We start from the raw sequence: 13,296 nt of genomic DNA on the forward strand, positions 1-13,296 counted from the left end.
TCTTGAAATAATCGCATTGATTAGATGAATATTTATCGCGCAGTGACATCATTTTTTAATAATAGTTCAAAAAAAAGGGCGTACAATGAAAAAATTAACAGTGGCAATTTCTGCTGTAGCTGCATCAGTACTGATGGCGATGTCTGCTCAGGCAGCTGAAATTTATAATAAAGACAGTAACAAGCTGGATCTATACGGGAAAGTTAATGCCAAGCACTACTTCTCCTCTAATGATGCAGATGATGGTGATACTACTTATGCCCGTCTTGGCTTCAAAGGTGAAACCCAAATCAACGATCAACTGACTGGTTTCGGTCAGTGGGAATATGAATTCAAAGGCAACCGTGCTGAATCTCAAGGTTCTTCCAAAGACAAAACCCGTCTTGCATTTGCAGGCCTGAAATTTGGTGATTACGGCTCAATCGATTACGGCCGTAACTACGGTGTAGCATACGACATCGGTGCGTGGACTGACGTCCTGCCAGAATTCGGTGGTGATACCTGGACCCAAACAGATGTGTTCATGACTGGTCGCACTACTGGTGTTGCAACTTATCGTAACAACGACTTCTTTGGTCTGGTCGATGGCCTGAACTTTGCTGCTCAGTATCAGGGTAAAAATGACCGCACTGACGTAACTGAAGCCAATGGTGATGGTTTCGGTTTCTCCACTACTTATGAGTATGAAGGATTCGGCGTGGGTGCAACCTATGCTAAATCAGATCGCACTGACGGTCAGGTCGCCTATGGTAAGAGCAAATTCAATGCCTCCGGCAAAAATGCGGAAGTATGGGCTGCAGGCCTGAAATATGATGCGAACAATATCTATCTGGCTACCACATATTCTGAAACTCAGAATATGACCGTTTTTGGTAATAACCATATTGCAAACAAAGCACAAAACTTTGAAGCAGTAGCACAATATCAGTTTGACTTCGGTCTGCGACCATCTGTTGCTTACCTTCAGTCAAAAGGTAAAGACCTTGGTGTTCATGGTGACCGAGACTTAGTCAAGTATGTCGATGTCGGTGCTACTTACTACTTTAATAAAAACATGTCCACTTTTGTTGATTACAAAATCAACTTAATTGACGATAGTAAGTTTACCAAAACAGCTGGTATTGATACCGACGACATCGTCGCTGTAGGTCTGGTTTATCAGTTCTAATCTGACTTACGAAAAAGATATGTTGCGGGAGGCTTTGCCTCCGCAACATATAAGTGGAGCCCTCAAGCCACTTCCTTTAGAAGCACTACCTTGCTTCTTACTATATAAACCTTCTGTTATATATTACCCTTTATTTTGGGGGCGTTTCCACGCCCCATTTTTAATAACTTTTAGTAAACAATTGCATATCAATTAGAATTATTAGCAACGATATCCATATCTAACCGGATATCTAATGCCATTAACATCCCTTCAATTATGCCCTCAGCCTTCTGTAACCTTTTCCCGATATAACCATCCGAGCAGCAATGCTTACTTGCCAGTGACATGAATGTCATACCACATACATAATAATCTACTAATAAATCGTGTAAATCGCTGTTGTTCTTTTTCAGACGGGCCATGCACCCGCAAATGATCATCGCGTCATCGTCACAACATTGCGGGCGAGATTTTACTTTTGAAGGAATTAATCCCTTAAAACCGGCGGCAACGGACGACCAGGTCACATCTTCATGATTATTAGCCGCCCACGCTCCCCAACGCTCAAGAACCATCTGAATATCACGCATCAACTTACTCCACAAAAATCAGACCAGAACGCCAATTACAAGCAAAAATCAACAAAACAGTATTAGTTGATTGTTATCTCTGACTTCATACTCCTGCTCCTGTCAGGGTTTTGGCGTAATTCTTCAGTATTCGGTAATCGGTCAAAACAGAACCAGGAAAACGATATAAGCGCAGGCGCACCCAGCGGCGGCGAAGACGCTCTGCCATATAAGACTCAAACATCATTCATCTCCCAGTTCAGTGATAGTCAGCTCCAGCTTCCCACCTTTGGTAACGGGCATCTTCACAACGCGGTAATCAACGACCTGAGCATCATCCAGCCAGAAACCTGCTTTGGTGAGTGCGTCAAAAGCGGCCTTTTGCAGATTATCAAGGTCACGGCGACGGCGATCCGGCATGTGGCACTCAATGCTGATTTTCACTGGCATAGCCAAGCCGATATCCAGCATTGCGTTTTTAATGATTCGGGCGACGTTATCGCAGTATGCCTGCCCCTCTGCGCTGACGTGCGTGCGCCCACGATTATGGCGGTAATAGCGATTATTGCTCGGAGGCCAGGGTAATGTGATGCTGTAGGTATTCACGCCTCAATAACCCCCTCTTTCAACCAGATAACCTGTGTTCTCGCCATACCTTCCAGCGCGCATTCTTTTGCATATCCAGCGTCAACAAAATGCGTGCGACGGTCGATTTCGTCGTGGCAGGCAGAACATGCAATGGTGGCAATCAGGTCTGGCGGTTTGATACCGGTACCGCACAATCCAGCCAGCCGGATATGTGCCAGTACTGACGTTTCAGGATTGCCATTACATACGCCAGGGATTCTTACCTGGCATTCCCGACCACGCGCTGCTTTTCTTAAATCAGCCATGATTCCTCCTTGCTGCCAGTCGCAACCATTTTTTATCAACCAGGCTGGCGGTATACCCGAGCAGTGTTGGTATTTCGGATGGCTTCAGCTCAGGTTTACACTTACGACGATTTGGTACTTTGTAGATGTGTCCGTTCATGACACGAATAAGCGGTGTAGCCATTACGCCTCCTGCTTGTCGCGCAGCAGCTGGAACTCGCAGCTCTGCGGAATAGTCAGGTGGCAGCCAATATTCATCGCCCAGGCTTCAACCTTACACAGGAAGACATACATCTCTCCGGTATCAAGATCGGAGGTATGGCGTAACGACTGGATAGTAGTGATTTCGCCGGTTACGACATCAACCAGGTCCTTGGTTTCATAACCGAGGTATGTGTGTTTGAGAGCATCTTTTACCCATGCTGCGGTAGCGAACGATTTCCCCCTGCTGATGAGGTATTCACTGATTTCGCTGTACCACATATGGCTGAGTGCATTCTGGGAAAGACTGCGTTTCTCACGCCACGGTTTAAGCACCATGCGAAAGCATTTTCCGTCCTCCAGATAAGGCTGGATCTGCTGGCCGATAGCGATGAAGTTACCGCGATGCAGTTTGATGCCATCTTGTGGTAGGTTCACGCTTCACCTCCACAGAGGTCAGACGCTGGATGCAAAAAAACGCAGGTGCATTTCTGCATCTGTGAAGGGAGAAGAGAGTTTGGATTGTGTGTGCGCATAAACGTCCCCGTTTAGCGCAGAAGTCACCGGAGTTGTTCAGGCTCCGGTGATACAATTATGGCGAATTGATTATTCATAATCAAACAAGATAAGGTCTCAAACTTCATGCAAGCCAAGATTTATTTCTGACAGAATTATACAAAGAAGCTATTGGTCAGAATCTACTCGGACTGTAAAACATACGCATAACCTTAAGCTCTCACTTTAAGCATTGTTGAAATAATAGCCGTCAAGTACAACCTTAACCACGACTGGGATATTTCCCTGGCTACCACGAGTTGTACGGCTATTAAACTGCCGTTAAATTCAGTAAGAGAATTTCATCCGATAAGTCAAGGCATGTAAAACATGAAAATTAACAAGATATTATCATCTGCAACACTATTGTATGGTATGTCAATGGCCATGTCGGTCGGGAGTTGTGCAACACCTGTCCAGACTAATCTTCCTGGTTACACCCCGGGTGCAGATATCATTAGTGTTTCACCGACCAGAAACCAAGTCGATCTCATTGGTGATGTTGTTTATTCCCAGATAAAAGGAACTCGTTCTGTCAGACAGCTTCACATGTCAGTTCTTGTCCCGCGAACAAATGATTTAAAACCAGCCATTATTTATTATCCCGGCGGCGGATTCATGTCTTCTGAACATGACAAATTTATTGAAATGAGAATGGCTCTGGCAGAAGCTGGTTTTGTTGTGGCCGCTGTAGAATACAGAACAATTCCTGATACATTTCCAGCACCAGTTGAGGATGGAAAAGCTGCAATACGTTACCTGAGAGAGCATGCCAGCAATTATGGGATTGATCCTCAAAGAATCGGAGTTCTGGGTGACTCTGCCGGTGGATGGCTTGCTCAGATGATGGGAACTACAAATGGTGACAAAACCTTTGATAAAGGTGACTTTCTTCAGCAATCCTCAGATGTTCAGGCAGTTGCCACACTTTATGGGATTTCTGACTTGTTGAATATTGGCGAGGGGTTCCCTGAATCAGTGCAGGAGGTTCATCGCTCTCCTGCCGTAACCGAAGCCTTAATGATCAATGGCCCTGCATTCAGAAATTTTGCGGGAGCCCCCATCACAGCGTCAAAAGAAAAAGCGCTAAACGCCAGTCCAATCGGACATATGAAAGGAGTAAAACCCCCATTTCTTATTATGCATGGTAGCAAAGACACTCTGGTTTCACCTGAGCAAAGCGCCAAACTATTCAGGATGTTGAAGAAGAACGGCGATAACGCTGAGTACGTGCTGGTAGAAGGGGCCGAGCATGGCGATAAGACATGGTATCAGCCAATTATTATAAACAGAGTCGTTGAGTGGTTTACTAAAAACCTGGGAGCGCCTATAAAAACAGCTCCCCAACAACAAAACCCAAACGCTAACCTGTAAAAAGAGGGAGGGCTAAGCCCTCCCCATTCAATTTTGTTAACTATCCTTTTCAGGTAGTTTTACAACATAAGTCCTTATTGTTTTCTCATATGTATTTTTGCTATTCGTTATTTTGGCCTTAATCCAGTGATAACCACTTTCATAGGTGCTGAATTCCGAAGCTGCATTACCTGTCCAGTGTAACGTTACTGTAGCAGGCTCCATTTTGACCCGTTGAGAGTCTGGACTATCTTCACTACCAGCAGAAAACTCAACCGTACCAGATAATGGGTTTCCAAAATGATCGACAAATCGAGCATAAATACCTACTGGAGAGCCATCGTTTGTCTCATAACCAGGATCTTTTGTTAGAGTCAATACTCCATTTGCGTCATCAGCGTACAGGGAGAATGATTTCACCGCGCTAACATCACTGCCAAGTTCGTTTAAGGTCGCCGTTAATTTATACGAACCAACCGTTCGACCATGTACGCTTACCGTAGCCTGACCGTTCTCATCAGTCGTTACTGTGGTTTTATCAACCACCAACGCACCATATTTAGACGGCCCAGATGTCTTAACATTCAATGCTCGACCACTTAATGCTTCGCCTGACTTACTTTTCAACAGTAACGTAAATACCAGATTGTTGGTATCGCTCACTACAGCCGAAGATGCAGATGATGTGATCTCCAACACAGCCCCCTTCACATCCGTCACGGCATCAATATTCTGGCTTGCGGTTATGCGTTTCCCATCCAGAACATACTCGGCCTGAATTGTGTACTGGCCTGATTTCGATGCAGTGAACTGCGTTGTTGCCTGTCCATGAGCATCCAGTTGCAGATTACTACTGGTCAATGATGCTCCCGTCGATGGTGTAATCGTTAAATCCACCTCACCTGTAAACGCATTGTTATTCGCATCAACCAACTGAATGTTTACTGTTGCGTTTTCACTGCCATCGGCCACAATCTCCTGTTTTGATACACTCATAGTAAGTTCTGCAGAAGCAACATCGGGCACAAAAGTTAACTTAACGCTGCCAGATTCCACGCTATGGGAACCGTCAGTCACCCGTGCAGTCACCGTGTACTCACCAGCTTTCACCGTTGTAAGCGGAACAGAAACATGCCCTGTTGAATCAGTCACGATATTTGTTGGTACAGATAATCCTTCAGATGAGGTGATGAGCTGAATCTTTTGCCCATTGACCGACGCATTCGTATTTGTCAGCTGCACATCTAATACCGCTGCATCCTTACCATTAGCAGGAATATTGGAAATTAAACTACTGCTTTCAGGCGTCAGTGACAGTGAAGCTCCGGTCATATTTGATGCAAAGGTCACTGTTAACTCAGTAGACATCTGAGAACCAGCATGAGCTGTAATCACGTAAGACCCCGGAGTGGAGCTTATTAACGCAAAAATAGCATTACCATTTTCGTCAGTTGAAACAGCATGTTCACCACCAACTTGAGTTATCCCTGCTGGTAAAGACAATGTGACAGCATAACCAGGAACAACATTGCCGAAACGGTCCGCAAGGCTTACAGTTACCATATTTCTCTGTTTTCCATCAGCCAATGCATTATTTTGGCTGGCTTCAAACTGAGAGAATGTAACCTGCTGCCGGTCCTCAATAAAGGTGATTTCTTTCTTAACACCTGAGAAATCATGACTATCAGATTTAACACCGATAGTAATCTTACCAGCTCGTTTTGAAGTTACTGTCGCGCTATAGACACCGTCTTTTTCCGTTACAGTCCCAAACTCGACTCCTTCTGCCTGGTTAAGAGCATAAAAGCTCAGAGTGTTATCACCAGTGATTGCATTTCCTTGTGAATCCTTCACTGCCAGTTGTAGATTGATATTGTAACCAACTACCTGTTCTGCTGGTGCAGCGGTTAAAACAGCACTGACCTCAGAATCAGGTTCTGTTGCTGCTGTTTGCTTAATACTGAGAGTAAATGTTTTTCCCTGAACTTTTGCAGTTACACGTACCGTCCCAGCCTGCGAACCAGCAGCCAGAACAGAGCGATATACACCAGCAGAGATTTCCTCTACCGCGCCTAATGACGGAGCAGTTACCGTTTCACGCTGTCGAGCACTATTGCTATCCGCAGTAAATTCCACAGACATTTCAATGTCATCAGCCAGTCCGGTTAATGCCTTACCGTTACTGTCTTTCAGGCTTAATACTATTGGATAAGTGGATTGACCATCAGCAGAGATCGTCGGAGACGAATCCCCATCCAGCGTAAAAGATGAATCCGCTGTCGAGACACCACTATTATTAACGCTGATATTCATAACGGCATAGTTGGAAACATTGCCTCTGTTATCCTGGACTGTGGCTCCAACATTCCACGAATTTACACCTTCGCTTTTATAAGCCGGTAAAGTGATCTGCCATGATGTGCCATTTCCACTGATCTTGCCGCCAGCCGCAGTGAATGCACTATCATTCCACTGTACAGACTTGATACCACCACTAGCATTGTTGATTGTCAGTGTTACAGGGATGATTGATTCCCCCTCCCCCTGAACAGACTCTGGCAAACTGATTTTCAGTGCATGCTTCTTCTTGTACTCCAGAACAATGTTGTTATTTCGTTCAACAAAATCATAACGCCGATTCTGGACTTCTCGCATAACTGCAACATTATCGCTGCTAAGCTGTTCAGCCAGGGAAACGCCCGGGCGATAATTAAACTCAACACCGAAGGTTGTATCGTGAACGTTGCTCTGTCCTTGCTTATGCTGTGCAGAAAACTTAATCAGAGGAACTGGTGTATAAGAAATTCCCCCAGTAACTGCGTAAGGGTTTTCCTGAAGGTTATCGCTTCCAAATAACCCGACATTTTTACCATAATATTTTTCAAACTGAATAGATGCCCCTAATTGCGGATAAGCAGGTAGCCATCCTTCAGCAGAAAAATCCCAGCCATTTGCAGGTCTTTCCAGATAATCATCAATATCCCGACTGTTCTTCCAGTCAGATAGACCAAAATAGGTATTTACACCAAGCCTGAAATAATCCCTCCAGTACTCAACCCCAAAACCTGCACGAGAGTGACTGCGACTTAAATCGTAATCATAAAAAACATTCGCACCCAACATTGCGTTATCAGGAGTGAAATGACGAATCCCCAAACCAATATTGGTCTGATTTCGGTCATCAGTACGATGTAGTGATGTCTGACTGAATAACACATAATCCTGAGTATCCAGCCATGGATATAAAAAGTCGAATGATGAATCCTTCAAGGAAAAAGAATCATCGACATTAAGCTTGATGCGCGCATTGCCATATTGTTGCAACCAGTCGACGACCTCTTTTGTCGCCTGAGTTGATAAAGTATTTACAGCAAAACTACTTGCATTATTATTCGCCAGGCTCTGACCTGCACTTGCTGCAAATGAGGCCACTTTATTTGCATGCTCATCGCTGGCATAAGTTTGCGTAACATCTTTATTACCAGATGATGCAAAACTGTTTGCTGGGATCAAAGAAAGAGAAACTGGAGATAATATCTGGGTAACAATTACCGACCATGTAATCGCGCCAGATGCAGTTTTTTTTAACTTTTTATTCACAGTGGTCATAGTTCAATCAACGTTATGAATATAATGAAAAAAATAACTGGTATGACAAGAGGCGCGAAATATACAGATCGTTACAAAAAAATCAACTCAAAAATAAAATAAAATCTCTGCATAAACTTTATGGCTAAATGATTTCACAACAATGGAAGAGACACTTTGTTACTCACGCAATCAATCATTTCGGGCATAACAACTAGTCCTAGATTATATTCGCTAGGTATACTTTATTTTTAAGCTAATACTTTAGCTCTATTTCATCACTCCTTTCAGCCCGAACTTAGCTTTGATTTCTGCGATCTTCGCCAGCGCCTGAACACGATTTAGAGGTCTACCGCCCATGACAGGAAGTTGTTTTACTGGTTCAGGTATCGCCTCACCACGGTTAATTCGCGCGGTCATACAAGTCAGTTCATCGGCAGCCTTGCGCCGTAATTCCGTATCAGTAAGCGCATTGGCCCGCATATTCTGGTACAGGCTAGTAACCAGCCAGTAGTGCGCGTTTGATTTCCACGGATAAGACTCTGCATCCGGATACAGGCCACGCTTCCGGCAATACTCGTAAACCATATCAACCAGCTCGCTGGCGTTTGGCAGTCCGGCAATAACGGATGCTTCTTCACGGCACCATGCAACAAACTGCCCGGGTGATGGCAGGAATGGTCGATTCTGCCGACGGGCTACGCGCATTCCTGCGTTAACCTGTTCCATTGTGGTGATCCCGTTTTCCCGGAAAGCCAGCACCCACTGGCGGCGAATTTCGTTCAGTTCGTTCTGGTCCCGGTTAGCCAGGCTCGCCGGGAAAGTTGCCAGTAACTGGCTGAACACACCATTGATGATCTGCGCTACCTGTTGTACCTGCGGCTTTTCGTCGTACTGTTCCGGCATATTGTTGGCGATCCGACGCATCTGCTCACGGTCAAAGTTAACCATCTGTGCGGCGATGTTTTTCATAAATCCACCCCGTAAATCCAGTCAGTGTTTGTCAGGTCGAGTTTTGGTTTTCCGGCTGTCACGCCAGCCTGTTGTTTGTTACGGTTGATTTCGAGTTGGGTCCACTTGTCGCGAAGTTTGGCCGGGCTCAGCACGTTACCAGACCAAAAGTTGTCCTGGCATGCCCAGCGGAACAGTACACACATGTCGCGGTGGTTACGTCCGTCACGTTCACGCATCAGGCGGATATCGTTAGCCCACCCTGCAAATTCGGTTTTCTGGCTGATGGCGCGATGGTCTTCACCATGTCAAACATCCACTCTGCGGCGATCAGGTCTTCTGCTGTCCCCCACTTGCTGCCGCTCTGAATTGCAGCATCCGGTTTCACCACAGGAAGATCGTTTTCTGGCTGGTCAGAGGATTCGTCAGAATTCTCGGACGAAAAAGGTTTTATATTGTCTTTTGTTAGTTTGTCTTTTGTGTTTACCTGATTTGGGTAAACTTTTCTTACCTGATTCAGGTAAATTTACCTCTTTCAGGTAAACTTTATTTTTCTTACCTGATTCGGGTAATGTTGACCATTCACTGACCACATTATTAATGCCGATATTCCGCCCGCTCTGAATAAAAATCCCACGCTTTACCAGAACGCTTTTTGCAGCAGAACACTTGTGCGGCAATATCCCGGTCAATTCGGAAAGTTGCTCGTTGCTCACCCAATCCAGTCTTTTATTAAAGCCATATGTTTTGCGCATGACAGCCAGGAAGACCAGAAACTGGTGCTGTGTTAATCCGGCCAGCATCACAGCTTCCAGCAACTCATTTGCAATGCGCGTATAACCATCGTCGAGATCTGCCACGCGCCGCTCCTTTTGTGCCACATCCGGCACTGGAAAATTGAATATCTCAGCAGTGTTTTGTAGTGGTCAACAAAAACTGGCCACCGCTTTAGAGTTTTTCCAGTATCGGTTTTCCGATTCATTTGGTGGCAACCCACCGTTATATTCGTGCGGCCTGAGCGCGTTGTAATACCCAACGATATAGTCCGTTATTTCATGGGCAGCATCGCTGAAGTTCATGTAACCCGTCACCGGTATCCACTCGTTTTTCAGACTCCTGAAGAAGCGCTCCATCGGGCTGTTATCCCAGCAATTTCCTCGTCGACTCAGACTCTGTTTGATCTGGTAACGCCACAGTAACTGCCGGAACTGCCTGCTTGTATAGTGGCTGCCCTGGACGCCCTTCTAAGAGTCAAGCCGTTATCGGGATGCTGTTGAGCTGCCTGTTTTGATTACGCAGTAATGTATAAACTTCGCGTGAGATATAGCGCTTCAGGCAGCGTATTGCTTCCATTTTTGTATGCCCTTCCGCTACTCGTCTGGCGACATATTCCTTCGTTTTATCGTCAGTTCGCAAACGTCCGATGGCAATGATGTGAAGTGCACTATTTGCAGCACGATCTCCACCCCGGTTAAGTCGATAACGATTCGTTTTTCCTGAAGATACGGGAACAGGGCTGACACCACACAGTGCCGCAAAACCTGATTCTGATCTTAATCGTTGGGGATTGTCTCCTGCCGTGATCAGCAACTGCGAAGCGCTTTCGTATCCAATAGCATTACGTTTAATCAGTTCAGGCGCCAGCTCATCGACAATTGCCGCAATCATGACATCCAAATCAGCGATTTCGTCATGTAACTCGAGATAGCGTCGGGCAAGGGACTTTAATGAAATACGATAAACGTTGGTAACATTGCGGTATTCACTGGCATCAGGCCGCCAGGATCCCAGAGTCCTGATGAGCTGCATGCGCGTCATATTTCTGAGCTGTTCACGTAATTCATCCGGGGCAGAGATAATATTGGAATGGATAATCTGGAGAGCGACTCTGCGGGCTGATATTGCTGTTTTTCGGCAAGTTTTTAATACCCGCAGAGACTCAATCATGCCATTGCGCGTTTTGGGTGTGACGGTTCTTATTCGGGAGAATGCGGCGTGAGCGGCACATTCAGCATCAATCGTGTCACTTTTACCCCGTTTGCGTCGCTCCATCCGATCTGGCGCAGTCACCTCAAGAACGTCTAACCCGGCATTCTGTAAATAGCGAAGCAGACCTGATCCATAGGTGCCAGTACACTCAACACCAATTCGCTTTAATGCCCCAAACGAAGTCATCCATGCCAGCATCTGCCGGTAACCTTGCCGTATTGTGGAGAAAAACTGGGTCCCCAGAACTTTATTGTTCTGATCTACGACAGCGGCAACGTGCAGATCTTTATGTGTATCCACGCCACCCACAACAGCGGTTTCCGTAACTTTACCTGCCATAACAGAGCTCCTGTGAGGAAACAGAGTTGAATCTCCAGACAGATAACCCGGACAGGACAGTAACGAGACAAACCGTCAGGCCCTTCTTGAGTCACGCGCATCGGTGAGGAGACGCCTCGCATGAAGGCGCTTCCGGCAACCGACAGGTCCAGGGCAGGACACAAAGGGTCGATCGCTGTGTGAGTCAGGATGCGGGAAGGTCTTCACTGCATCAGTAATCACACCAGTCTGGTTAAACAGCAAACAGAGTGATGATAAAAACTGATACCGGCATTATTACTATCGCTGTGGAACATTACCCCGGCTGGTTTACTGCGGATTTCCTAGGCCATTTTCAGCGCTTTGATGGTCAGTCTGCTGTCCGGAGAGAACGACATTGCCCAACCTACCGGTTTCCTTGCAAACAGGTCGAGAACAACGGCAAGGTATGCCCAACGTTTCCCCGTCCAGATGTACGTCACGTCGCCGCACCATACCTGATTTGGCTCTGTCACTGCGAACTGCCGCCCAAGGTGATTCGGGATAGTGACATGTTCACGACCACCTCGTTTATAACGGTGCGCAGGCTGCTGGCAACTGACCAGTCCCAGTTCTTTCATGAGCCTGCCGGCAAGCCAGCGCCCCATTCTGAAGCCTCTCAGGGTTGCCATTGTGGCGATGCTTCTTGCCCCGGCAGAACCTGATGTTATGCAACTCAAGTACCTGACTGCGTAATACAGCCCGTCTGCCGTCTGGTTTTTCAGGACGGTTTTTCCAGTATCTGTAGCTGCTGCGATGAACCCCGAACACATGGCAGAGTGTGACCACAGGATAATGCGCTCTGAGTTTCCCGATTATCGAGAACTGTTCAGGGAGTCTGACATCAAGAGCGCGGTTGTAGATTCAATCTGTCAATGCAACACCCCTTTCAATTATCTCTTTCGGTGTTTTGAACTTCAGTGTCTTTCTCGGTCTGTTGTTTAGCTGAGCAGCAACCAGATCTAGTTCATGTTGAGTATATTGGGCAAGACATGTCTTTTTAGGAAAGTACTGCCGAATTAGCCCATTTGTGTTCTCATTTGTTCCCCGCTGCCAAGGACTCTGAGGATCGCAGAAGTAAACTTTAACGCCGGTGCTGACAGTAAATTCTAGATGTCTGGCCAGTTCCATTCCTCTGTCCCATGTCAGTGATTTTCTGAGTTCTGACGGTAAACTCAGGAATTTGTCGGTAAGAGCCTGATTTACTGAGACAGAATCTTTGCCCCTGAGTCTAAGGATGATCGTATAACGTGATTTTCGGTCTACAAGTGTGGCTATATGAGAGTTTTTTGTACCTGAGACTAAATCGCCCTCCCAATGTCCCAGAGAGCGTCTGTTATCGATATTTCGGGAACGTTCGTGAATTGGTGTTCCGTTCACTATGTTAATCGTACCTCTTTCGCCTTTGCGGGTATGACGCCTGCCATGGCGAAGGCTATGCGACCGTCGCAGATGCTGTATATTCAGGTGGTGTAGCGCTTCACGGCTACGAAAGTACAGCGTTTTATAAATTGTCTCAGGTGATATTCGCAGCGTTTTTTGACGTGGTTTTGTTCGCCTTAACCATCCTGATATTTGCTCTGGAGACCATTTCATCTCCAGCTTTTCCAGAACAAGCTTTCGCAATGGTAAATTTTGATCCAGTAAGCACGGTTTTGGCCTTTTCGCCATTCTGTTGGCTCGGTTATTAGCATCAACAGCTTTGTAATAG

13 protein-coding genes and 3 pseudogenes are annotated in these 13,296 nt (G+C 46.0%); 2 read left to right on the forward strand and 14 right to left on the reverse strand.

Translation table 11 applies throughout. The features are described from left to right. Positions 1-85: 85 nt before the first annotated feature. On the forward strand, positions 86-1,168 hold the full coding sequence (gene ompC / locus C4F37_RS20530; RefSeq protein WP_000737271.1) for a porin OmpC: 1,083 nt from the start codon (positions 86-88) through the stop codon (positions 1,166-1,168). Between the two features lie 188 nt (positions 1,169-1,356). Here the strand turns inward: ompC and quuD are convergent, their stop codons facing one another. The 7 genes from quuD to C4F37_RS20565 all read right to left on the reverse strand — a co-directional run bounded on the left by quuD (position 1,357) and on the right by C4F37_RS20565 (position 3,328). After that, complete coding sequence (gene quuD, locus C4F37_RS20535; RefSeq protein WP_001204794.1) at positions 1,357-1,740, reverse strand: antitermination protein QuuD; 384 nt, start codon at positions 1,738-1,740, stop codon at positions 1,357-1,359. Between the two features lie 85 nt (positions 1,741-1,825). Next, positions 1,826-1,966: a YlcG family protein gene (locus C4F37_RS20540; RefSeq protein ID WP_000971095.1), complete on the reverse strand. Its 141-nt coding sequence runs from the start codon at positions 1,964-1,966 to the stop codon at positions 1,826-1,828. After that, entirely contained in the window at positions 1,963-2,325 is a 363-nt protein-coding gene (gene rusA / locus C4F37_RS20545; protein WP_001538628.1) for a crossover junction endodeoxyribonuclease RusA, read from the reverse strand. Before rusA ends, C4F37_RS20540 begins: the two co-directional genes overlap by 4 nt. Continuing rightward, positions 2,322-2,612: a DUF1364 domain-containing protein gene (locus C4F37_RS20550; RefSeq protein WP_000774478.1), complete on the reverse strand. Its 291-nt coding sequence runs from the start codon at positions 2,610-2,612 to the stop codon at positions 2,322-2,324. The genes rusA and C4F37_RS20550 overlap by 4 nt, the downstream gene beginning before the upstream one ends. Next, positions 2,605-2,775 (reverse strand): NinE family protein, encoded by a 171-nt coding sequence (locus C4F37_RS20555; RefSeq protein ID WP_001538627.1) that lies wholly within the window; start codon positions 2,773-2,775, stop codon positions 2,605-2,607. The genes C4F37_RS20550 and C4F37_RS20555 overlap by 8 nt, the downstream gene beginning before the upstream one ends. Continuing rightward, on the reverse strand, positions 2,775-3,230 hold the full coding sequence (gene ybcN / locus C4F37_RS20560) for a DNA base-flipping protein YbcN (protein WP_001053004.1): 456 nt from the start codon (positions 3,228-3,230) through the stop codon (positions 2,775-2,777). The genes C4F37_RS20555 and ybcN overlap by 1 nt, the downstream gene beginning before the upstream one ends. Beyond that, on the reverse strand, positions 3,227-3,328 hold the full coding sequence (locus C4F37_RS20565; protein ID WP_072093903.1) for a hypothetical protein: 102 nt from the start codon (positions 3,326-3,328) through the stop codon (positions 3,227-3,229). Before C4F37_RS20565 ends, ybcN begins: the two co-directional genes overlap by 4 nt. Before the next feature lie 349 nt (positions 3,329-3,677). Between C4F37_RS20565 and C4F37_RS20570 the strand changes: the two genes are divergently transcribed. Further along, positions 3,678-4,721, forward strand: a complete 1,044-nt coding sequence (locus tag C4F37_RS20570) for an alpha/beta hydrolase (protein WP_000700202.1) — start codon at positions 3,678-3,680, stop codon at positions 4,719-4,721. Positions 4,722-4,757: 36 nt separating this feature from the next. On the opposite strand, the gene C4F37_RS20575 is transcribed toward C4F37_RS20570, so the two are convergent. From C4F37_RS20575 to C4F37_RS20610, 7 genes and pseudogenes are all read right to left on the reverse strand, one after another. Further along, entirely contained in the window at positions 4,758-8,309 is a 3,552-nt protein-coding gene (locus C4F37_RS20575) for an inverse autotransporter beta domain-containing protein (protein ID WP_001773871.1), read from the reverse strand. 249 nt (positions 8,310-8,558) lie between these two features. Beyond that, positions 8,559-9,260 carry a replication protein P gene (locus tag C4F37_RS20580; protein WP_001538625.1) on the reverse strand — a complete coding sequence of 234 codons (702 nt, stop codon included), beginning with the start codon at positions 9,258-9,260 and terminating at the stop codon, positions 8,559-8,561. Further along, positions 9,257-10,144 (reverse strand): annotated as a pseudogene (locus tag C4F37_RS20585) (replication protein). The gene C4F37_RS20580 and the pseudogene C4F37_RS20585 overlap by 4 nt, the downstream one beginning before the upstream one ends. Before the next feature lie 21 nt (positions 10,145-10,165). Continuing rightward, positions 10,166-10,474: pseudogene (locus C4F37_RS20590) on the reverse strand (IS3 family transposase); the annotation flags it as partial. A gap of 16 nt (positions 10,475-10,490) precedes the next feature. Further along, positions 10,491-11,567: an IS110-like element ISEc21 family transposase gene (locus tag C4F37_RS20595; RefSeq protein ID WP_001538622.1), complete on the reverse strand. Its 1,077-nt coding sequence runs from the start codon at positions 11,565-11,567 to the stop codon at positions 10,491-10,493. A 326-nt stretch (positions 11,568-11,893) separates the two neighbouring features. Next, positions 11,894-12,440 (reverse strand): annotated as a pseudogene (locus C4F37_RS20605) (IS3 family transposase); the annotation flags it as partial. Positions 12,441-12,449: 9 nt separating this feature from the next. Further along, the coding region (locus C4F37_RS20610; protein WP_096989537.1) for an IS30-like element IS30 family transposase at positions 12,450-13,296 on the reverse strand (847 nt) is incomplete at its 5' end.

Origin of the sequence: Escherichia sp. R1 (genome assembly GCF_003000935.1) — a bacterium.
Lineage (GTDB): Bacteria > Pseudomonadota > Gammaproteobacteria > Enterobacterales > Enterobacteriaceae > Escherichia > Escherichia coli.

What these genes read in the sequence shown, in the direction of transcription:
- ompC (WP_000737271.1), top strand. Translation starts at nt 86, where the DNA reads ATGAAAAAATTAACAGTGGCAATTTCTGCTGTAGCTGCATCAGTACTG.
- quuD (WP_001204794.1), bottom strand. Translation starts at nt 1,740, where the DNA reads ATGCGTGATATTCAGATGGTTCTTGAGCGTTGGGGAGCGTGGGCGGCT.
- C4F37_RS20540 (WP_000971095.1), bottom strand. Translation starts at nt 1,966, where the DNA reads ATGATGTTTGAGTCTTATATGGCAGAGCGTCTTCGCCGCCGCTGGGTG.
- C4F37_RS20550 (WP_000774478.1), bottom strand. Translation starts at nt 2,612, where the DNA reads ATGGCTGATTTAAGAAAAGCAGCGCGTGGTCGGGAATGCCAGGTAAGA.
- C4F37_RS20555 (WP_001538627.1), bottom strand. Translation starts at nt 2,775, where the DNA reads ATGGCTACACCGCTTATTCGTGTCATGAACGGACACATCTACAAAGTA.
- C4F37_RS20565 (WP_072093903.1), bottom strand. Translation starts at nt 3,328, where the DNA reads ATGCGCACACACAATCCAAACTCTCTTCTCCCTTCACAGATGCAGAAA.
- C4F37_RS20570 (WP_000700202.1), top strand. Translation starts at nt 3,678, where the DNA reads ATGAAAATTAACAAGATATTATCATCTGCAACACTATTGTATGGTATG.
- C4F37_RS20575 (WP_001773871.1), bottom strand. Translation starts at nt 8,309, where the DNA reads ATGACCACTGTGAATAAAAAGTTAAAAAAAACTGCATCTGGCGCGATT.
- C4F37_RS20580 (WP_001538625.1), bottom strand. Translation starts at nt 9,260, where the DNA reads ATGAAAAACATCGCCGCACAGATGGTTAACTTTGACCGTGAGCAGATG.
- C4F37_RS20595 (WP_001538622.1), bottom strand. Translation starts at nt 11,567, where the DNA reads ATGGCAGGTAAAGTTACGGAAACCGCTGTTGTGGGTGGCGTGGATACA.